The sequence below is a fragment of the Bacillus sp. FSL L8-0199 genome (genome assembly GCF_038005705.1).
GTDB lineage: Bacteria > Bacillota > Bacilli > Bacillales > Bacillaceae_G > Bacillus_A > Bacillus_A cereus.
Map to the genome: position 1 here is coordinate 234,232 of NZ_JBBOTS010000002.1, position 21,432 is coordinate 255,663.

Sequence of the window (21,432 nt, forward strand, 5' to 3'; positions counted from 1 at the left end):
TCAAAAATATGAATGTAAAATAGAATATTATCCTCTGAAAATGTTTTTTACTAATCAAAAATAAATAGGAATTATTCATTGAGAGTTTTTTATATTTATATAAGAAGTTAGGTGGGAAGGAAATAATGAATATATATACGGTACGTGTGCCGGGAAATATAGAACATAATATTATGCAGAAACTTATGAGTTTGGTCTCAAAAGAAAAGCAAATGAAAATACAGAAATATAAAAGAAAGCCCGACCAATATAGCGCCTTAATTGGAGACATTATAATAAGATATTTAATTACTACAAATTTCTCAAAAGAAAATAAAGATATTAAATATAAATACAATGAATACGGAAAGCCTTATGTGGATGAGTTAAATAATTTTCATTTTAATATATCACATTCCGAAAGTTGGGTTGTTGGAGCTGTTCATGAGGAAGAAGTAGGAATAGATGTAGAAAAAGTCCGGCCCATAGATACTACAATGATTACAAATATATTTAATGAGGAAGAATTTAATTATTTAAACTCATTAAATGTAGAACAACAATTAGATGTGTTTTATGAATTATGGACTATAAAAGAAAGCTTTGTTAAATGGATAGGGAAAGGACTAACTATACCTTTAAACTCTTTTGTTATTAAAAAAAATACAATATTTTATGGTGACATGCTATCTAATGAGGTTTATTATAAAAAGTTTACTATTGGTAAAGATTATAAGCTTTCTTGTTGTGCTTCTTTAGATAGTTTTCCAGAATCCATAATTGAAATTGACTTTGTTGATTTGTGTAATTACTTTATAGAAGATAAGCATTCTTACATAGTTTAGATCGATATTTCCTTAAGGAAAGAAAATTTTCGGAAATTTAATTTTGAAAATTATAAAAGCAAAGATCTGAATAAGTAATTAAACTTGCTGGAGATGCAATCATTTTACGCTTAATAGATTACTTTGTGTATATATTAGTATGTCATTCATTGTTTGTTTACTTAGATCAATGGTTGCAATAACAATTGTTAGCGTTATAGCTGTAACAATTAAGAGGTTATCATAACTAAAAATAGCGAGCCAGTAGAAGGAGTATATCTCTTTTAAAGAGGGCTCTTTAATGACTGCAGCAGTAATTTGTATCTTAACTGACAATCCGGAAAACGATATTTTTGAATGGGTGGATTTTTTAGAAGTGGGCTATAAAAGAAACAGCCAACATTGTATGTATATTATTAGTAAAAAAGATAATTTGAGTATGAATTGACAGAAAATTGATAAAAGAATTGAGAAAGCTGAAAATTCTGTATTTTGAGTATATTTTTGGCGTTGTAGTGTGTAATATATTCAGCAGAGCTATATCATAAAAAATAGGAATATAGACTAACAATAGAATTATATGTAAGTATTTCTGAGTAAAAATAGTATTCGAGTTCATATAGGCTATATATCAACTGCTATACATTAGTTTAAAAACAAATATAGAAAAGTGTGGTAATGGATCCACATGAATTATATTTCCAATCTATTATTTTTACTGTAGCAGTTTAGTAGTTTGTATTTACATACATATGTAAATACATTTTTGTTACATGCAATTATTCAAAAGGGAGGTAATATAATAATGGCTATTCGAAAACATTTAATTACTCTTGAGGATCTTACTGATAGTGATATTAACCAAATTGTAACTCGTGGGGTAGATTTTGCCACAGGTAAATCGCAACCTAATCAAATATTAGCGGGAAATATAATTGGGATTTACTTCCGTAAAACATCGACTAGAACTCGATCGGCATTTTCTGTTGCAGCATTAAAGATGGGTGCACAAATTGTAACGTATGGTCCAAATGATTTGCAAGAAAATACAGGGGAGTCTATAGAAGACACTACTCAAGTACTTTCGCGAATGCTGGATGCACTAGTAGCAAGAACTGCAGATAGTCAAAAGGAAATGGAAAAGCTGGCATCTCAAAGTCGTATGGCAGTCATTAATGCAATGAGTACGGAAGAACATCCAACACAAGCGCTAACAGACTTAACAACAATGAAACAAAAATTTGGTGAAATAGCTGGATTAAGGGTTTTATATATGGGAGAAGGTAATAACAGTGCTGCAGCTCTAGCTCTTTCTTTATCTCGTTTTCCAGGTACGGAGTTATATCTTTTTACACCTGCTGGTTATGGAGTGTCTCCAAGTGTGCTTGAAAAATCAAAAGAATATGCACGATTATCTGGTGCTAAAGTTATTGAATGTCATGATATAAAAATGTTACCTAGTGAAGTGGATGTTGTATATACAACAAGGTGGCAAACAACAGGGACAAGCAAAATAGATCCTTTATGGAAAGATGCATTTAATCCATTTGCAGTGACAGAGAGAATTTTGACTTTATATCCGGAAGCTACTTTCATGCATGACCTCCCAGCACACCGGGGGGAAGAAGTAGCAGCAACAGTTATTGATGGACCGAAAAGTATTGTATTTACCCAGGCCGAAAACAAGCTAAATAGTGCTATGGCAGTACTTGAATGGTGCTTAGCTTATCGATACTAAAGAATCTAGCATTTATTGTCTTTCAGGTATAAGTTCTATTTGAAATACATTCGAAAGAACATTTACAACTATTTATCTTTAATTATTTTTTTAGATTTTAACCAAGAAAGGAAGCAAATTATGCTCAAGAAATTAGAGAGTTTAGAAAGGGTAATCGGCAACACACCTATGATTAAATTAGAGCATGAAAAGATTAATCTGTATGCAAAACTAGAATATCACAATTTAATGAATAGTGTTAAAGTGCGTGCTGCTCACCATATTTTAAAATCAGCAATAAGTCGCGGTGAAGTGACTGAAAATTCTACAATTATCGAATCTTCATCTGGTAACTTTGCGGTTGCTCTTGCTACTCTTTGTAGGTATATCGGCCTGAAATTCATACCAGTTATTGATCCAAATATTAATGATAGTTATGAGAATTTTTTGAGAGCAACTTCCTATCAAGTAGCTAAAGTGGATGAACGAGATGAAACAGGTGGCTATTTATTAACGCGTTTAAATAAGGTGGAAGAACTTTTAAATACTATTCCTAATGCATACTGGACAAATCAATATAATAATGCTGATAACTTTGAAGCCCATTATCAAGGAATTGGTGAAGAAATATCTAATGATTTTAAACAGTTAGATTATGCCTTCATTGGAGTGAGTACTGGAGGAACTATCGCTGGGGTATCTACACGATTAAAAGAAAAATTCCCTAATATTAAAATTATTGCGGTAGATAGTCAAGGGTCCATTATTTTTGGTGATAAGCCTCGTAAACGGTACATACCAGGAATTGGTGCCAGTATGATACCTGGTATGGTTAAAAAAGCATTGATTGATGATGTAATGATTGTACCGGAGGTCCATACTGTTGCAGGTTGTTATGAGCTATTTAATAAACATGCAATATTTGCTGGTGGATCATCAGGGACTTCATATTATGCAATCCAAAAGTATTTTGAAAATAAGGATGTTCAAAATACACCTAATGTTGTTTTCTTGTGTCCTGATAATGGACAAGCTTACACATCAACTATTTACAACGTAGAATGGGTAGAATGGCTTAATACACAAAAATCAGTAGAAGACCAATTAGTTTCTTTATAAAAATGATATAGAAATGAGGAAGCAATTATGATGTATTTAAATACCAAACATATCAATGAAATGGGTGTTAATTGGGAAGAAACAATAAATGTCATTTCAAAGGCAGTAAAAAGTCTTGATTCAGAAGATTTTTCTCAGCCAATTAAGCCATACTTACGTTTCGATGATCCGGCTAATAGAATTATTGCTATGCCAGCTTATATTGGAGGAGAATTTAAGGTTTCAGGAATCAAATGGATAGCTAGTTTTCCGAAGAATATTGAGAAAGGTATTCAACGTGCTCATTCAGTTACTATATTAAATGATGCTATGACTGGAAAACCATTTGCGACACTTAATACAGCGATGGTCAGTGTAATACGAACAGCTTCTGTTACAGGGTTAATGATTCGAGAGTTTGCCAAGTTAAGAGATTTAAATAATGTTAAAGTTGGAATTATTGGATTTGGACCTATTGGTCAGATGCATTTAAAGATGGTAACTGCCCTATTAGGCGATAAAATCGAAAGTGTTTACCTATATGATATTAATGGAATTAAAGACGAATTAATTCCTGAGGAAATTTATTCTAAAACTCAAAAGGTTAATGCATATGAAGAAGCCTATAATGATGCTGATATTTTTATTACTTGTACTGTTTCTGCAGAAGGTTATATTGATAAGAAACCTAAAGATGGGGCGCTACTACTCAATGTTTCTCTTCGTGACTTTAAGCCTGATATCTTAGAATATACAAAATCCCTAGTTGTTGATAATTGGGAAGAAGTCTGTCGTGAAAAAACTGATGTTGAAAGGATGCACCTTGAAAGAGGTTTACAAAAAGAAGATACAGTATCAATTGCTGACGTTGTAATCCGAGGAGCACTGCAAAACTTCCCTTATGACAAATCAATATTATTTAATCCAATGGGTATGGCCATATTTGATGTAGCCATTGCTGCTTATTACTATCAAAGGGCTAGGGAAAATGAAATTGGTGTTTTATTAGAAGACTAGTAAAATTATTAAAACGCAGTTTGAAATAATTGTCTAATATCCGCTAAATATTGGTAAACACGACTAATCATTATAGTAAATTAGTTATTTGATAAGCTTAGAATTTATGGAATTATTTGAGGAGCTGTTTTTATGAGTGAAATTATTTCGGCCTTAGATCTCTTACATCCCAAGCAAATTCGCTTTCATGAATCATATGAACACAAACGATTGGAACAAATTTGTCGTGTAATGGAAAGCGAAGGTGTTTTACGGAACCCTCCCTTAGTATCTGAGCTTAGTGATGGTAATTATCTGTTACTTGATGGTGCCCATCGTATGAAGGCTATGATGGCATTAGGTTGTAAACGCGTTGCTGTACAGGTAGTACCTGATGAAAAAATAAAAATTCGTGCTTGGAATCATTTATTACCAATGGGGGAATGGGTAAATAATTTAAAGAAAGAACCTACAATAATTTGGTCAGGTAAGATTATTGCTAATAAACGTTTGCTTGCAAAAATTACAGAAGCAAATAAACAAGAACATTTTTTATATGCAAGGGATTTAAATAGTGATTTATTTAACCATTTAGAGATATGGCATCGTATTGTCGGCTTATATCAACATGAGTATACGGTACGCCGCCTTTCAAATGATACTGAGGTCTGGCCTCATTCAAATGAAATATTGATGAGTTATCCAGAATACTCATTGATGGAACTGAAAAAGGTAATTGAAGCAAAATTTTTAATGCCAGCGGGAGTTACTCGTACGACGCTTAGTGGTCGGTTATTGAATTTGCGTATACCACTTCATATATTGCGTACGGAAGTATATCCTGCTGGTGAATGGGAAACGTTATGTGGAAATTGGTCAAAATGTTTACGCCTTTATGACGAGCCAATATATGTTTATGATGCATAATATGTTGTTTAATGATTATAATGTATATTTTTTATTTATTTGTAAAAATTTCATTATATGATTTATATTAACCCTAAAATATTTTTATTATGTTATAAAAACTGTTTGAATTAGTATTTAAGACTAATCTAAGAGAGGTTTGTTATCGGATGGGGTAAATATTACCAAAAAAGATAAAGTGGAGATCTCTAAAAAATTAAAAACTTTCTTGGGTGATCAATATTCACTTGAATTAGGAGATTACATAAGCTTTGAGATACTTGAATTTATAATAAAAGAATTAAATCCACATTTTAATCTAGCTACAAAAAATAGGTTGGAAATTCTCTTAAAAAATATAGAGAAAGAGATATATAGTGAATTAGTTTCACATGAAAATAACAAAGTATAGGCAATATTACATGTATTTAAATGTAGAATAGTATAAACCTATATCTACATAATGTGTTGCTATTAATTTGGTAGAATAGTGAGGAACAAGAGAATTGGTAATATACAATTTCTTAGAAGAGATGGAATTGAGAAGTGAACATACTTACAATTTCATCTTTTTATTTTTGACACGCTTTTTGCAATTAAAGTATGAAAAAGGTAGCTGTATAAAAGTACAGCTACCTTTTTTAAAAAATTTCGTATACAAGAACAACCTTAGCGTAAACTTGCGCTTAATGGTACTTGAGAATAAACTGTGAAATTGTTACTATAAGTACCATGTTTAGAAAATGTGGAAGAAATAGAACTGTTCCAACTCTTGTAGATAGATCCAGATGTATCTGCTCTTAGAAGTACGTTTGAAAAGCTAGCTTGGCTAAAAGAATTACGTCCAGTATCTTCAACGCCCTGAACCATTTTTACTGGTTCGTATTGAGAAAATGAGCCATATACAGGCTGATTTGTATATCTAGGCATTCCATTTACATACATAGTAACCGTACCATTGCCGTTATTAATTATTTTAAGGTTTACTCGATCACCATCTTTAATTGATGTATCATATTGTGTGTTCCAATACTTATTGTTTTGACCTGATTCATTATATCCTGAATTAAGAAATACTTTATATCCACTTGGTGTTTTTGAAATACCACCTTCAACTTTAGATGCTCCAATACCTAAATACCAATTCACATATCCATCCTTAACAACAACTGATTTTGGTAGGTTTATATCAGCTGCAATTCCAGTATAATTACTATTTGTAACACTTTTTACAGCACCTTCTGTAGCTGCAAAACTTGTAGTTGAAAACATTGATAGAGAAATTAGAAGTGAACCGACTAGATACATCATTTTTTTCTTACTTTTCCTTAATACTTGATTCATTTTTAAATCCCCCTTATTTTTAATTATTAAATTGTATTAAAGGTTGGCCAACTAAATAAGACTTACAAACCAAAGATACATTAGGTTTAATTAAATGTATATATTTTCCTGTCATAAGTCATTGAAATGTCAAATAAATTAGATTATTCATATTTATCCATATAGGGGGAGTTGACAGCATGAAGTGTTATGTCTATTTAAAATTATGAAGGTTTTGTTAAAAATAAGATTAAAGCTTATAAATTTGTTGGGTATAATATGTATTACGATTTATTTAGGAGAGATAAATATGAATGGAATACCAGGGTTTTTCAAAAGATATATTTGAAATTCTGAGAAATAAAATAAAAACAAATGAAATAAATGAATTGCTTGTGTTAAAGAATTTATTGAAATAGTTAGTAGGTAAAGGGAAATATATGATTTAAAAGGCGTGGAATTCTCATATAAAAAGAAGAAAGGTGGGCAGTTATGGAAAAGGCAAGATCAAAGTTAAATAATGCAACTATTGAAGGGGGTATAGAGACATTAAAAGATGAAAATGAATGTTTACGTATGGAAATCGATTATTTAAAAAAGTTAAAGGCCTTACTTCAAAAAGAGAAGAAATTACAGAACAAGACTAAGTGGAAGTTTTAGTCTATCATTCTACGTACAATTATAGTAACGTGAATAGTCCAAAACAAATTTGTTTCGGACTAAGGATTCAATATTCTATCCAGTGTATGCAACATTTTTGTGAAAAATGAATTTTCTGATTTTATAACTAAGAAAAATGTATTACATTAATTAATAGATACTTCTACAGAGACACTAGGAATTGGTGGTGCTGGTGTATCTCCACCATTAGAAGAAGATTGTTGAGGTGCATGTAAACTATTCGTGCTATATGCTAATGCACTTATTACTACCATTTTTTTCGTTAATAATAAGAATATAATGAATATTTAAAGTGTCCTTATTCTGTTGTTTGTTATGGTTGGCGACTGCTATTCTTTTACTCAACTCATATTATATTTAATTGAAGTATTGAGAATAGAAGAATAGGAGTAGAAAAATTAATGTTTTTCCAAATAATTTATTGAATAGACTTAAAGGGATAAACAGCTCTCCTATGGTAAGGCTTTTGAGTTTATTCCTGTTTGGGTTTTTTAAAAATTCTTTAAATGTTTGAAAGTTTATTTTATTAATGAAAGACCAACTTGGCATAGCTTTTATGTCTGAATCTATTTTGAAAATGATATGAATACTATGTGTATGAAAGCTGCCTATACTTAAAATAAGCATAAATCCTAAAATAATGAACCAAGTCATTTTTTAGCACCTCCTTTCAGTATTTAATATTAAGATATTAATAACGGTGAGGAAGTGTGCTATTGTCCATGAAAAATATTGAGAAATTGTTGAGGAAACGTTGAGACTGTTGCAATGCAATCGATCGTAGGATAGTTAACTATGCTTGTCCTGTTATATTTGTTAAAAAAGGAAAGAGAACAGTTGCGTAGACTGTTCTCTTAAGGAACGGAAGTGCTGAACATAAGTGCTGAACATTTTTCAATGACAATGATTCAAGCCTTCCAATTATAGTGTGTACAAATAATTACAATTCATACAAAGAGGCAGGTGTAAATTATTCATACATTAAAATTACTTTATTATAGATTGAGTGTATTACAAAGTACAAAGAGCACTTTTCAAAAGTGCTCTTTGTAAGGCGTACCATTAAGGACTTGAAAGAGGCATCATTGTCAATTCGAAAGGAGATATCTATATACAACATATGAAGATGATTTGAAAGGGTGACGATAAAAACAAAAAGACCAGTAAGGATGTACCGATTGCTCAGATTCAAGGAATTGGAGAGGGTGATTTATATTGTTAGGGAATTTTTTGAATGCTATTCCATTATGATAAACTATGCAGATGAATAATAAGAGTGAAGTTGTAAATTTATCATCTATAGTGTAATCTTCACCATTTGAAATAGGAACTCTTAAAATGTTATCCTGAGAAACTAGATGCGATCAATCATGTTGATAATCAAGTGCTTCGTCCTTTATAGAACCTGGGGAGGCATATGCCGCTGTAATTCTTCAGTAAACGTAAGCATTTAAAGATTCATAAAGAAATGCTATCCCTTCCTATAATTCTACAGAAAGGATAACATTTTTTTGCTTTATGGGTGGTATAAAACTTTAGCTTGATAGCGCTGTGATAATGCCCCATTTAAACAAATTTCCCTTTTTCATACTGATAATGTCCTTTTTTAGAGTCATCGTATCAGCATGTCGAAGATTAGGAGATTACTTGCAAGAGTCTTGGAATTATTGCAACCGTGCTGTGTTATAATTCTAAAGTACTGACATTTCATGTAGGACTTATAGATGTCGGTTTGACATATGAAATGTAAAATCAATCCGTCATTTTGAAGGTTCAGGCTACCATTATTTAAACTAACATTCACACTAAAAGAAGTACAAGGAGGAAGGTATATCTATTAAAATAGTGAGGTATACCAAATTAGAAATGAACATTAAATTTAATAAAAAAGTAGTAGCATTCACGGCAGGATTAACGGTATTATCTTCACCATTGGTATCGTTTGCAGAGGAACAACAATCAGTAAACAATAACCAATCTACAAGCCTTCAAGTGCAAGAGAACACAGACCAAATTCAAACAACAGATGAACAGGCTTTAAAAAGTATTGAAGCTAGTTTTGAAGAGGTAGACGGACGTGGTGGAGGTACTGTCGACAATAAGAAAGCAGATAGTCTTCAACGCTCAGAGGATATTCATGAAGAAACAGGCACATTAACTGTTCCTAACAATTCAAACAGAACAAAACGTAGTCTGTCTCCCATATCACCTAGCACCTCTAGTACAATAAACGGTGTTCCATTCACTGAATGGATTGTTCCAACAGGTAACGATAATATTCGCCCTCAAAACTACATGAGTCCAAAGTATATTACAATTCATGAGACTGATAATACAAGTGTAGGAGCAGGTGCTAGAAACCATGCTCAATACCTATATAACCAAGCAGTAGGTAACACGGAACGAGCTGCATCGTGGCATTTTACAGTAGACGATAAAGAGATTTATCAACATCTACCATTAAACGAGAACGGATGGCACGCAGGAGACGGTGATGGTCCAGGTAATAGAGAATCTATTGCAATTGAAATCGCAGTTAACAGTGACGGAAACTACAGTAAAGCAGTAGATAACGCTAAGAAACTTGTAGCTTATTTAATGAAAGAAACTGGTGTACCGTTAAATAACATTGTAAAACACCAAAAATGGAGCGGTAAAATCTGCCCTGCTAACATGATTAATAATGGGCAATGGGATGTATTCGTAAATAGCGTTGAGGGATATTATAATAATCTTTATCAACCAAAAGATGACATTACAGGAGGTTGGTATGAAGAAGCTATTCGAGAGTTAAATAGAAGGGGTATTATGATAGGGGAAGGAAACGGAGTTTTCGCACCCAATAGAGCGATAACAAGAGCCGAATTTGCTCAATTAATCTCTAAATCTCTAAACCTGCCAGCTGGAGATGCTTCATTTAAAGACCTAAACGATGCAAATTCAACTTTACGAGATGGTATTAAACGTACTGCAAGTGCAGGTATCATTCAAGGTAGAGGAGATGGTTATTTTGACCCAAACACACCTATTACAAGAGAAGAATCAGCAATTATTGTAAACAAGGCTTTACAGTATAAAGGTATATGGGGACCAGTTGTAAACCTACCATTCTCAGACAAAGACCAAATTAGCTATAAAGAAGATGTACAAAGATTGTATGGCTTAGGTATTGTCAAAGGTAAGGGTGAAAATCAATACGACCCTAAAGGAACAACAACTCGTGGTGAAACAGCAACATTCATTCTAAATATGCTACAAGTAATTGAAAATGGCAGTGTTGAAAAGGTAGTTGGAACGGCTCAAATTAATGGTATTGGGGTAAATGTTCGAAGCGGGTCAGGTACAAACTATTCTATTGTTAGAAAGACAAGTAAAGGCGAAAAAGTTACAGTATATGAAGAAAAGAATGGTTGGCTAAGAATTGGAACAGGTCAGTGGATTTATTATGACTCTAGTTATATCGATTATAACAGATTATAAAAGACTAAATACTTAAAAGAACAGGTCATATTTGGATATATAACTTACACTCAGGTTGTGAAGAAGACTTTCTTCACAACCTGTTTTTGTGACTGGCCCCTTTATTACCTATCAATACTGATGAAAAGAGGAGAAAGAGAGATTCATTATGGTGCTGGAATTGGGAAAGCATCGTAATTAGCGTGTATGCAATTAGAGGCTAAGGTTTTTCTGATAATTAAGTGGAGGTCACTATACGTACCCATCCAGCCCATATTTTGAAATATTTTAAAACGAAAAAATGAGCTGGATGGGTAAAAGTTAGCACAAAATTTCGTTCTGAGGGTACTATAAAACCTTCGCTTGATAGAAAAGAGATAACATTAACTTTGTTGCCTAGAATTGCTCGTGCTAGATGTGGGTAGATTCAAAATTTATAGGCTTTATTAATCATCATTTGATTCACCTTCATTTTGGTAGGTGTCTCCTTGGTTAAAATGATAAAAAATGCAAAAAGAACTTGTAGGCATCACTACAAGTTCTTTTTTAGATAATATAAAAAGGTGAAACAAACTATCTCATTACTCGTAACAGGGAAACTATCTTACTTAAGGCTTGGTTTCATTATATAACAAATATTAACATGCAGTGTTTTAATGTGTGAAAATTACGTGAATTAGCAAGCGAAATTTCATCTCTATTCGTTAAGAATTCCACTTATTCGTTTTTTAACACCTATAAATCAACGTTGAATGGATTAACAATATTTGCTAAAATAATATTATAATAATTATATATACATAAATTTATATAATAGAAAGATAAAAATTTACATATCACTAATTTAACGCTTAGCCGTTGATTAATGGAGTAAGGTAAATAACGAAGTACATTTAATATACAATTCTTTCCGCAGCATAAGATACGTAATTAAGACATTTGATAGAAATAGAGTGCGAATAATGAGAAAGATGCTGACTTGTGGGTTACACTAATCAACTTGAAATGTTATAGGGGTGTACAAGTACTACAGCCAAAAAGTGATTTGTAATGAATATCGAAGAGGCTTACGCAAAGTTATATGTGAGTCTATGTACGAAGGAAAAGGATAACGTTTATAGGAGGAAGCATGAGGGGTAATTTAATATATGTAACGGGGGAATAATATTATGAAATTTAATACGAAATTATTAAAGAAATTACTTGTATTAAGTGCAACGTCTGTATCAATTTTCAGTGCCTGCTCTGCAAAGGAAGTTGGGGATTACAAGCCATATAAGGAACAAGACTCTATAGAAGTCGCAAAGGTCGAAGAGGAGAAGTCTAATCCCCCTAAGATTGTAGAGAAGAAGTCCACTCTGCCTAAGGTCAAAGAGGATACAGAAGAACCTAAGAAGAAAAAAAAGCTACAACAAGTGGAGGAATCTAAGAATAAAGATGAGGAAATTAATGACAAATATCCGCATTATAAAGATGTACATGAGGACGCATCAACAGTATCACTAGAACAGTATAATCAAATCAAGGTTGGAATGCCTGCGGACAAAGTCATAGAGATAGCAGGAAAGCCTGGATCCAGCGAAACAACTAAATTGTTCTCTATCTATATATATTTAGGTCACGGTGGACACGGTTCGATGACTATAAAGTTTGATTCTAATAGAAATGTAACGAACAAAGAGCAAAATGGTCTTAGCAATACTGCAGTTAAAGATGAGAAGGCTAGCAAAGAACATGAAGACCCTAATCCTGAATCTGTTAAGAAATCTAGTGCTATAATTCCAAACGATTTTTGCGGACATGGACATGACGAAACGAAGGAGCTAGCGCACGACTGTGAAAAAATTACTGATAAGAAGGCATATAGAAGATATCAACTACAACAAAAGAGAGAAGAGCGAAAAAGACAAATTAGGGGCGAAGAACAGGAATTAATTGATTACGATCAGGGGGATGCAGCTTACAAGGAGCAACAGCGTATTTACGAAGAAATACAACGTAGAACAGAAGAAAGGGGATCGGTTGATTACGATTACGATCAAGTTAGAGCTCTTAACAAAGAAAGACAGCGTATGTACGAAGAAATACAAGAGTGAGATGAAGAAAAAGAGTGTAAAGTGTAAACTAAAAAAGCTAAATGGTACGAGGAGTATATTTCATAGATAGGAATTTGAATTATTGAAAAATCAAAATATGGAAGAGTAAATAAAAGACGCTAGTTGGCGTCTTTTATTTATCATTATTAGTAAAACTTCACTGGTGATTACTATTAATATTATAATATTTGATCTTGGAATTAACTTATTAGATAATGCTATTGATTGTATAACATCTGACAAATGACTAAAGATAATAAAAAAATTCTTGATACAAAAATCTAAATTGTATAATATATAGGTATATTGTTATTTGTTGAATTCCGTTTATTCCCACGCCTTATGTGTTGTGGTTGAGTTGCAGAAGCAAGTTGTGTTCTTGTTTCAATTTTGAAAGGGCTTCTTTGAGCCGATTAGTGCATATATAGCTTATTTTGTTATGCACATTTTTAATCGACTTGAAGAAGTCCTTTTGATGTTGTTTTCAAGTTGCAGGTGGGATTATTTATGATTCATAACAAAAAGATATAAAATAATGTTTGAATAGTATTAGTTGATCTAAAAGAGTAATCTAAAGAGCCCGATGATATATTGATTGATATAGATAAGTTATTAGGGAGTACAAATGAAGAACTACGATATAAATCATGTGATGGTAGTTTATACAGGGGAAAAGGAAGAACTAAGTGATATGTATACTTGGAGCTTCCTTTTTTATTGCAATTAGAAATCTGGTAGGAATAATTATGCATATAAAAATGATTTAGCGGAAAAATTTTATTTAATTTCAATACATAGAAGAAAAAGGAAAAAACAAATTCATAAAGGGCTAGTTTAAGTACGATTCATTTGCATAATTGAAAGGGGAAATGTATTGGTGAAACGTCTTGTTTCTTGCTGACCAAGGGAATGCAGAATGATTAGTAAAGAGTAAGAGCGTATTACTACTCTCACAATGGAAATTACATTAGAAAAGGGTCTGTCAGTGTTTACAATTTATTTGTTACATCGGTCTAAAAGAATTTGGATGGAGAAGTAAATGCTAAGTGAGAACATGAATGACATTTCTAGAACTTGAACAATTGTGCTTTTTGTAAATAGTGAAAATCAGAAGTAGAAGAGGCACAAGCGTTAAAGTGGACTGCAAAAGTGACAGAAAGAGAACAAGGACTAACATTATTTATAAAGATATCTAATAAGAAGTGTTATCGGATTTATATAGAAGGAGGGATAATACCAGAAAATATATAAATGTATATAAAATTTGAGGTGAATCCACCTAATTTCTATACATTAGTTGAATCAAATAATAGATGACTAGGGAGTGTATAACATCCATTTCCCAGTTAAATTTTCTTAGATAAATAGCATGAAATACAGTATGTTCTCACTCATTTGTATAAGGATAAAATAGCCTTTTATTTTTATGAAAATGAGTGAAACAGAACGATTCAACATATAAGAATATTCGACTATAATGAAACACTGTACGTCATTGTGATATTAAGATGTTTTAAGATTAAAGTGATTATTAGTCATAAAATATGAGTTTCGAGACCTCAGCAAAATATTGCAATGCTTTATATACATGAGATTGTAAAAATTATTTTATTAAAATTACTGGAGGCTGATGAAATATGATAATAGATCATATAAGCAACAATGTAGTAAAAAAATTGGAACAAACGGTGCGCTATGAAAAGAAACAGGTACAGGTATTACGTGTAAGTAAAAGTAGTTCTAATATGCACGCTTACATGATTTTCCCAGAATTCTCAGAGGTTAAAATTTCAAATGCTGAACTGGATGAATATATAGAAAATCTATCAACAAGTCTGAAATATGTCATTGATCGCAAGTTAAATCAACAAGAAATTGAAAAACAAAATCATTCTTTCATTATGACGTGCGCAGTTGAGGAAGATGGTGTTATAGATGATGAAACGATTCATTTTAATACGACGTATGTTAAGCCACCTACACTTGCGAGTAAGGTATTTAAGCTAGTGTGTGGTTTAGGAAATCGTTTGAATAGCTTAAAAGAGTTACATATAACAGTATTAAATAATAATATTAATCGAATTGAAATAGAGTTTTATAATGAAAATGAAACATATGTAGCAGTAGAAAAAGAAGAAATTGCAAATGCGATTATGAGGGCATATACAAAAGCCAATATCTATTATTCCGCAGATCTCCGTTATGTTGCAGAAGGAAATGAAATCAAATTAAAGAGCATTAAGCCAAAATTAGCGGGTGATGTGTTGTGAAGCGAGAAAAAGGGATGATTGGAGTTTTATGTACATTTGTTTTTATGATCCTAGTACTCATACCTTTACATACAGCTCATGCATCTGTAAAAGTGGATTTTAATGAATTGAAAGGAAATGATGTTTCTTCATCTTTTAACGAAGGATTAAACAATCGAACAAAAACGACAGAGAAAGACGATTCATTTGGGTCATCAATTATACAAAAAGTTGAGGGTATGTATGCACCAGCTTTTAAAGTAGGGGTAAATATCTTTTCTATCTCTTTCATATTAGGTGTTATTGTCATGGTTATGGCGTTAATTACAAAGAATGGTCAATGGATGAAATGGGCAACAGGGAGTATGATTTTCTCGTTCGTTAGTATGATGGCGATGAGATTAAGTGTATATTTCTTATTTAGTTCGGATGTATTTTCGTTTATGAACATTTTTACGGATTTTTTAGACCTGTTTAAATCAACAGCACTTATTTTTACACCCTTTATGTTAATTGCAGGAATTCGTTTACGAAGAATTCATGAGAGTACAAAACAACCTGAGTATTATCGTTGGTCTAATCGCGTTATAACGGGATCTTGTTTACTATGTATGTTAGCCGTACTGGCTCCATGGTTATTTGCGAATATGTAAAGAAATATATATAGATATAAAAGGTACTGAATGAACATTCAGTACCTTTTATCAACCCATCTGATTTTTCCTTTCGTATTTTGCAAATATTTCCTCTGATATAGGGGATAATTCGTTCAATTTTAATTGTTTTTTGTTGTAAAGGATTTCCTTTTGTAGAATGAACACTCCTTGTATTAGAGCTGTTATGCATACAAAACAGACGAGGAAGATAGAAACTAAAATAATATTTTACTTAGAAAAGTATTTCTCGTGTTTAAAAATGACTTAATTTATTTTGAAAGGATTGCTTGTTTTGAAAAGAAATCAAGAATATGCCGCTTTACGAAATTCTATCTTGATAGGTTGGCTGCTCACAATTATCACTATGGGCCTATCTATCTATTTTTCTTCTATTGTATATTTACTAATTGGATGTTTCATTTTGTCATTAAAATACGGATTAATGGGCACTATAAAGAATGTAGAAAAGCGTTTGCCAACTTGGGCTAATTTTGGAGTAATTGAAAAGCCAGTGAATCGGAGGGTGACAAGACCGTTTCAATTTCGGGGCGGACTCATTGTTTCATTAGGATTAGGATTCATAGAGATGGTGATAAAAGGTTTATGTATCTCATATTATATTTTAGGATTAGAAACTCATGTATATCGTTTAATGCGTAGAAACACAAGAAAGGAAGGCTTATATTATGAAAGTACTAATATTTGAATTAATTCTAATTGTGCTTCTGATACCGATTAATATTATGGTCAAAAACATGCACCAAAATGGAAAGGGAAAGCCGGAGAAAAGATGGTAAAACGTATATTAAGCAAATTAGATCACGAAAGGTATTGGGTGTTACATGATGTGACGGTTCATACAGAGTATGGTGATACAACTCAAATTGACCATATTATAATCGCGGAAACAGGTATATTTGTTATAGAGACGAAGAACTATGAGGGCTGGATCTATGGAAGTGAGAAGGCAGCAAGATGGACACAAGGTATTTTTAGAAAGAAACACTCTTTTCAAAATCCATTTCGACAAAACTATAAACACATGAAAGCAATTGAATGGGTGATGGAACAACAGCTGCCGTGTATTTCTATTGCAGCGTTTCATTCAAAATGCAGTCTAAAAAGAGTAAATGTTCATTCTAAACATAAACATGTCCTATATTATAACGATCTAAAAAAATGTGTCGAATCCTATATTGATGTGAAACTAACAAAGGACGAGGTCGAGCATATCTACCAAACTATTTTGCGAGCCAATATTACCGATAAGGATATTAAGAATAAACATGTGAAGTATTTACAGAATAAGTTTGCTAAACAATAAGAAATGGAGAAAGAGAGATGTTATATGTAATAGGGTTTTTAGTAATCTCCATAGTAGCTATTCGTCTTAACATGAAGTATTACAAGTTAAAAGGAGAACCAAAGGATTTTGTGAAACTAGTAAATAAATAGTTGTCGGGCTGAATTGACTTTAACGTATGGAAATAGATATACTTTGGATCTCCAACTTAGTAAAACACGCGATCACTAAGCTACTTATACGTTTATGAAGCGATTGATCAAAGATTTTGGAGAAACAACAGTTCTCACAACAGACAGGGCTTCAGCCTTATTTTGTGCGTTCAAAAAACTGAAAAAGAACGACCTTTATAAGCGTACAAAACATTGCACCGTTAAGTATCTTAATAACCTGATTGAACAGGATCATCGACATATAAAACGTCGCTTTACCAAATCTTCTGGATCCCAAAACATTCGTTATGCTTCACGTACTTTGAAAGGTATTGAAACCATTCATGCTATATATAAACGAAAACGAAGTTTGCAACAACCAAACTTCGCTTTTTCGACGTATAATGAATTACAACAATTACTAACGATTTCATAAAATCCATCTGCAATCATACTAACTTTTTCTCTGTTAAGAAACTTTGCAACAGAACTGTGTAAAAAGGATGGCATGTATTTTAATAAAAATTCTTTTGGATCAATGTTTGAGAAAAAGTTTTAATCAATCTTTTTTTATGAAAATCAAATTAACAATTAAAATAGAGACAGCCATTTTGAACAAAGATTGATCGAAATGGCTGTTTTTCATTTTCCACAAAATAAGGCTACATCCAATATTTTTAATCAAACTTTATTTTAAAGCTAAATTAGGTCGTTCTTTATCAGTTTATAAGGTTAAGGGGAGATTCATAGTATTTGGTCCACTTCTCGTATTAATAGCTTTGTATATTAACTGTTGGTTAATTTCAATCGAATGTTTTCTCCTTTATATTATAAAAGCTTCTTCTATTTTGGTAACTTTAAGTGTGAAAATACTTTTAATAGATATCTAAATTTACCAAAAGGCTAAATGGATAGAATATGATACATTCTTCAATTGTAGATTTTGTCGTTTATTGTCGGAATAAAAAGTTTTTAAAAATTGGATATTAGCTGGATATTTACTAGTAAATTTTGGTATAATCATTCATGTGGTTAAATTCAGACAGATTACACTATTTTGTATGTTTAATTTAGAGTGAATATTAAGTTTTTCCTTCGTTTAGAAATAATGGATAATTAATACTTTATATGGGAATATATAGTTTGTAGTTATTGTTAATAGTGACATTATAATTTTTTTAAAAAAGGATTATAGCAGTGACACTTTATGGTTGGTATAAGTCTAAAAGATAATTGAGGATGAGAACATGAATATGTAGTCTCTTTCTTAAGATTTAGTATTTTACAAATGACTTTTTAATAAAAAAAGCATTGGAAAATATCACGATTTGTATTTCAACTACCATATTCAATTTTATATTATAACTTTATCATTTGGGAGTATGTAGGGAAAGGGTCTCAGTTCCATGGCGTATTTTTTTAAAGAGGTTAAACGATAGAGGATACTTTAATGTATGCTGAATATTTCAGTGAAAGAGATTTGCTATATTAATAAATAGGTTAGGCTGTTAGTTTTATAGAAAGAAAGGAGGGTAAATGGATCAACTTACTCCGACAAATGACATATTTAAGAGAAAATGAGAAAATAGAAGGTGTATTTTATCCGTTTATTTTTATAATCTAAAATAAATATATAATCAACTGAAAACCACTTGTAGAAAAATACGGAATTAGATATGGGCAGCATTGGAACTTTTAGAAAAAAAGATTTGAATGTAATGTATTTGTATTCAATAAAAATAAGTATAGTCTTGCTTTTATGAAGTTAGATAACTAGTAAACTAAGAAATTTCCAAAAAGGAAAAATCAAATAAAAAGATTGGAGAGTAAATATGTATAGAACGTTTATGCAATCAAAAATTCATTGTGCACGTGTAACCGAATCAAATCTTAATTACGTTGGAAGTATCACCATAGATCGTGAAATTATTGATGCACTGGGGATTTTACCTAATGAAAAAGTACAAATCGTAAATAATAATAATGGAGCACGTTTTGAAACTTATGTTATTCCTGGGCCACCTGGGGAAAAAGATATATGCTTAAATGGTGCTGCAGCAAGACTTGTGCAAAAAGGGGATGTAGTAATAATAATATCTTATGCTCAAGTTCATCAAGATGAGTTAGGTAAATTTCGCTCACATATAGCAATAATGGATGAGGATAATAATATTGTTAGAATTATAAATGAAGAATTAGCGAATAGCGTGGTATAAGAAGTGCAATTAAAAAAAGAAGTTTATCGTGTTGATTCTATTTATAAGGAATTTAAAAAAGGAAAGAAAGTTGCCAATTCTGATGTTTCTTTTACGATACACCAAGGGGAGATTTTTGGATTACTAGGGCCAAATGGTGCAGGTAAATCAACTCTAATTAAACAAATGGTAGGACAATTAAAACCAACTAAAGGAAAGATTTATTTATATGGTCAAGATGTTTTACAAGATAGTTATTATGTAATGAACAATGTAGCATATTATTCTCAAGAAACATTTGCCTTACATAAATTAAAGGTTTATGAGGCAATTTATTTTACTGCCATGCTAAGAGGTGTTAAAAATCAGGAGGCCAGAAATGAAACTGAGGAACTGCTAGAACTATTGGACTTAACTAAATTACGGAATATGTATGTGAAAAATTTATCTGGTGGTCAAAGAAGAATGGTTGGTTTTGCTACTTGCCTTACAGGTAAACTACCAATACTCATATTAGATGAGCCAACTAATGATTTAGATCCGGTTAAGCGAAATATAGTATGGAACTTGCTTCAAAAAAAGAATCGTGAGGAAGGTACAACCATTATTTTAGTAACACACAACCTACTAGAAGCGGAAAAAATAGTTGATCGTATCGCTGTTATTAATCGTGGTAAAGTGATCGCTGTTGATTATGTAGGGCGATTAAAGCAGAGTGTAGATCAACGATATAAGTTAGAAATATCCTCTATGTTGGAGGAAGGAGATAAACTGAAAACAAATATGTCGAAATATGGGGAGATACAAATCCTAACTGAAAATCGTTTTAGAGTGTTGATTCCAAATGAAAAATTAAAAAGTGTTATAGGTGAAATTATTCAATATTTAGAAGTAGTAAGGTGTGAAGAGTATCGAATTATACCACCAAGCCTTGAAGATGTTTATTTACATTATGAGGGAAGAGACTAATATGAATACGAAATCTCATGCTTACGAAATTCCAAATAAAAAGACAAAAGTATTCAAAAAGTTTGTGAAACATTTTGTTGATTTTTATATATTAGCACGAATTCAATGGGGAATTATTAGGGATACTTGGTATTTGATTGTGTTTATGGCATCCATGTTTCCTTTTACATCACTATTTTTTCTAAAAGTTTTTAATGAGGATGCTTCTTTAGAGACAATTACGAGAATCATCGTTGGTAACATTGTGTTTGCAATTGTCCTTATGGGCTTAACCAGTGTAGCACAGGATATTTCCCATGAAAAAAATCAGGGACATTTTATTTATTATGCTTCTTTACCTATTTCTAGAATAACGTTTATTTTATCTGTTTTATTAAAGGGCGTTTTATCTGCTATACCTTCTATTATCATCTTGGCAATTGTTGGCCAATCAATGTATGGCATTACACTCCAATTTCATATTGGAATAATCCCAGTCATACTTTTTGGTATACTAAGTTGCGTTGGTGTCGGAGTTTTGATTGGTTTTTGGTCAAGAACTCCACAGGTTGCAGCTATTTGTGGACAAGTTGCAATGATGTTTATTACTTTTATGAGTCCTGTAATGGTAGAAATTGAATCACTACCTTCGATTATACAGTATATTTCATATGTATTACCGACAACATATTTGTCAGAAGCACTTCGACTACTATTTCAAGGTATTTGGTCTACCGCCGTTATACAGGATTTAATCGTGTTAATTGTGTTTAGTTTATTTTCAATTTTGCTAATTATTAAATTTATTAAATGGAGAGAAAGTAATTAACCATTTTGATAAAGGGAGGGG

The 21,432-nt window shown here is 31.7% G+C and carries 19 protein-coding genes and 2 pseudogenes; 18 read left to right on the forward strand and 3 right to left on the reverse strand.

Going from position 1 to position 21,432, the window contains the following annotated elements:
- The first annotated feature begins 125 nt into the window (after positions 1-125).
- From NST86_RS29040 to NST86_RS29070, 7 genes are all read left to right on the forward strand, one after another.
- Positions 126-824, forward strand: coding sequence for a 4'-phosphopantetheinyl transferase family protein (locus NST86_RS29040; protein WP_061663247.1), 699 nt, complete (start codon positions 126-128; stop codon positions 822-824).
- A 280-nt stretch (positions 825-1,104) separates the two neighbouring features.
- Positions 1,105-1,251 carry a hypothetical protein gene (locus NST86_RS29045; RefSeq protein ID WP_000123019.1) on the forward strand — a complete coding sequence of 49 codons (147 nt, stop codon included), beginning with the start codon at positions 1,105-1,107 and terminating at the stop codon, positions 1,249-1,251.
- Between the two features lie 357 nt (positions 1,252-1,608).
- Positions 1,609-2,541, forward strand: a complete 933-nt coding sequence (locus tag NST86_RS29050) for an ornithine carbamoyltransferase (protein ID WP_061663246.1) — start codon at positions 1,609-1,611, stop codon at positions 2,539-2,541.
- A 120-nt stretch (positions 2,542-2,661) separates the two neighbouring features.
- On the forward strand, positions 2,662-3,639 hold the full coding sequence (sbnA, locus tag NST86_RS29055; protein ID WP_025967129.1) for a 2,3-diaminopropionate biosynthesis protein SbnA: 978 nt from the start codon (positions 2,662-2,664) through the stop codon (positions 3,637-3,639).
- Between the two features lie 27 nt (positions 3,640-3,666).
- Positions 3,667-4,635 (forward strand): 2,3-diaminopropionate biosynthesis protein SbnB, encoded by a 969-nt coding sequence (gene sbnB, locus NST86_RS29060; protein WP_061663245.1) that lies wholly within the window; start codon positions 3,667-3,669, stop codon positions 4,633-4,635.
- Positions 4,636-4,767: 132 nt separating this feature from the next.
- Positions 4,768-5,541 carry a ParB N-terminal domain-containing protein gene (locus tag NST86_RS29065; RefSeq protein ID WP_061663244.1) on the forward strand — a complete coding sequence of 258 codons (774 nt, stop codon included), beginning with the start codon at positions 4,768-4,770 and terminating at the stop codon, positions 5,539-5,541.
- A 139-nt stretch (positions 5,542-5,680) separates the two neighbouring features.
- Positions 5,681-5,932 (forward strand): DUF2164 family protein, encoded by a 252-nt coding sequence (locus NST86_RS29070; protein WP_000947505.1) that lies wholly within the window; start codon positions 5,681-5,683, stop codon positions 5,930-5,932.
- A 257-nt stretch (positions 5,933-6,189) separates the two neighbouring features.
- On the opposite strand, the gene NST86_RS29075 is transcribed toward NST86_RS29070, so the two are convergent.
- Complete coding sequence (locus NST86_RS29075; protein WP_001077591.1) at positions 6,190-6,864, reverse strand: hypothetical protein; 675 nt, start codon at positions 6,862-6,864, stop codon at positions 6,190-6,192.
- A gap of 471 nt (positions 6,865-7,335) precedes the next feature.
- On the opposite strand from NST86_RS29075, the gene NST86_RS29080 reads away from it, so the two are divergent.
- Positions 7,336-7,503 carry a hypothetical protein gene (locus tag NST86_RS29080; protein WP_000409540.1) on the forward strand — a complete coding sequence of 56 codons (168 nt, stop codon included), beginning with the start codon at positions 7,336-7,338 and terminating at the stop codon, positions 7,501-7,503.
- A 146-nt stretch (positions 7,504-7,649) separates the two neighbouring features.
- Here the strand turns inward: NST86_RS29080 and NST86_RS29085 are convergent, their stop codons facing one another.
- Positions 7,650-7,778 carry a hypothetical protein gene (locus NST86_RS29085; protein WP_002006226.1) on the reverse strand — a complete coding sequence of 43 codons (129 nt, stop codon included), beginning with the start codon at positions 7,776-7,778 and terminating at the stop codon, positions 7,650-7,652.
- Between the two features lie 103 nt (positions 7,779-7,881).
- Complete coding sequence (locus NST86_RS29090) at positions 7,882-8,178, reverse strand: hypothetical protein (RefSeq protein ID WP_000219741.1); 297 nt, start codon at positions 8,176-8,178, stop codon at positions 7,882-7,884.
- A gap of 1,212 nt (positions 8,179-9,390) precedes the next feature.
- Here NST86_RS29090 and NST86_RS29095 point away from each other — a divergent pair.
- The 10 genes and pseudogenes from NST86_RS29095 (at position 9,391) to NST86_RS29140 (ending at position 21,411) form a co-directional block, all read left to right on the forward strand.
- Positions 9,391-11,004: an S-layer homology domain-containing protein gene (locus NST86_RS29095; protein ID WP_061664673.1), complete on the forward strand. Its 1,614-nt coding sequence runs from the start codon at positions 9,391-9,393 to the stop codon at positions 11,002-11,004.
- A 1,148-nt stretch (positions 11,005-12,152) separates the two neighbouring features.
- Positions 12,153-13,079: a hypothetical protein gene (locus NST86_RS29100; RefSeq protein ID WP_061664659.1), complete on the forward strand. Its 927-nt coding sequence runs from the start codon at positions 12,153-12,155 to the stop codon at positions 13,077-13,079.
- A gap of 1,637 nt (positions 13,080-14,716) precedes the next feature.
- Positions 14,717-15,349, forward strand: a complete 633-nt coding sequence (locus tag NST86_RS29105; RefSeq protein ID WP_061664661.1) for a hypothetical protein — start codon at positions 14,717-14,719, stop codon at positions 15,347-15,349.
- Complete coding sequence (locus tag NST86_RS29110; protein WP_140159070.1) at positions 15,346-15,981, forward strand: hypothetical protein; 636 nt, start codon at positions 15,346-15,348, stop codon at positions 15,979-15,981. The genes NST86_RS29105 and NST86_RS29110 overlap by 4 nt, the downstream gene beginning before the upstream one ends.
- Before the next feature lie 295 nt (positions 15,982-16,276).
- Entirely contained in the window at positions 16,277-16,690 is a 414-nt protein-coding gene (locus tag NST86_RS29115; RefSeq protein ID WP_061664664.1) for a hypothetical protein, read from the forward strand.
- Positions 16,671-17,308 (forward strand): annotated as a pseudogene (locus tag NST86_RS29120) (nuclease-related domain-containing protein). The gene NST86_RS29115 and the pseudogene NST86_RS29120 overlap by 20 nt, the downstream one beginning before the upstream one ends.
- Before the next feature lie 168 nt (positions 17,309-17,476).
- Positions 17,477-17,875, forward strand: a pseudogene (locus tag NST86_RS29125) (DDE-type integrase/transposase/recombinase); the annotation flags it as partial.
- Between the two features lie 1,396 nt (positions 17,876-19,271).
- Complete coding sequence (gene panD / locus NST86_RS29130; protein WP_061664666.1) at positions 19,272-19,655, forward strand: aspartate 1-decarboxylase; 384 nt, start codon at positions 19,272-19,274, stop codon at positions 19,653-19,655.
- A 3-nt stretch (positions 19,656-19,658) separates the two neighbouring features.
- Positions 19,659-20,603 (forward strand): ABC transporter ATP-binding protein, encoded by a 945-nt coding sequence (locus NST86_RS29135; RefSeq protein ID WP_061664667.1) that lies wholly within the window; start codon positions 19,659-19,661, stop codon positions 20,601-20,603.
- A 1-nt stretch (position 20,604) separates the two neighbouring features.
- Positions 20,605-21,411 carry an ABC transporter permease gene (locus tag NST86_RS29140; protein WP_061664669.1) on the forward strand — a complete coding sequence of 269 codons (807 nt, stop codon included), beginning with the start codon at positions 20,605-20,607 and terminating at the stop codon, positions 21,409-21,411.
- Positions 21,412-21,432 lie beyond the last annotated feature (21 nt).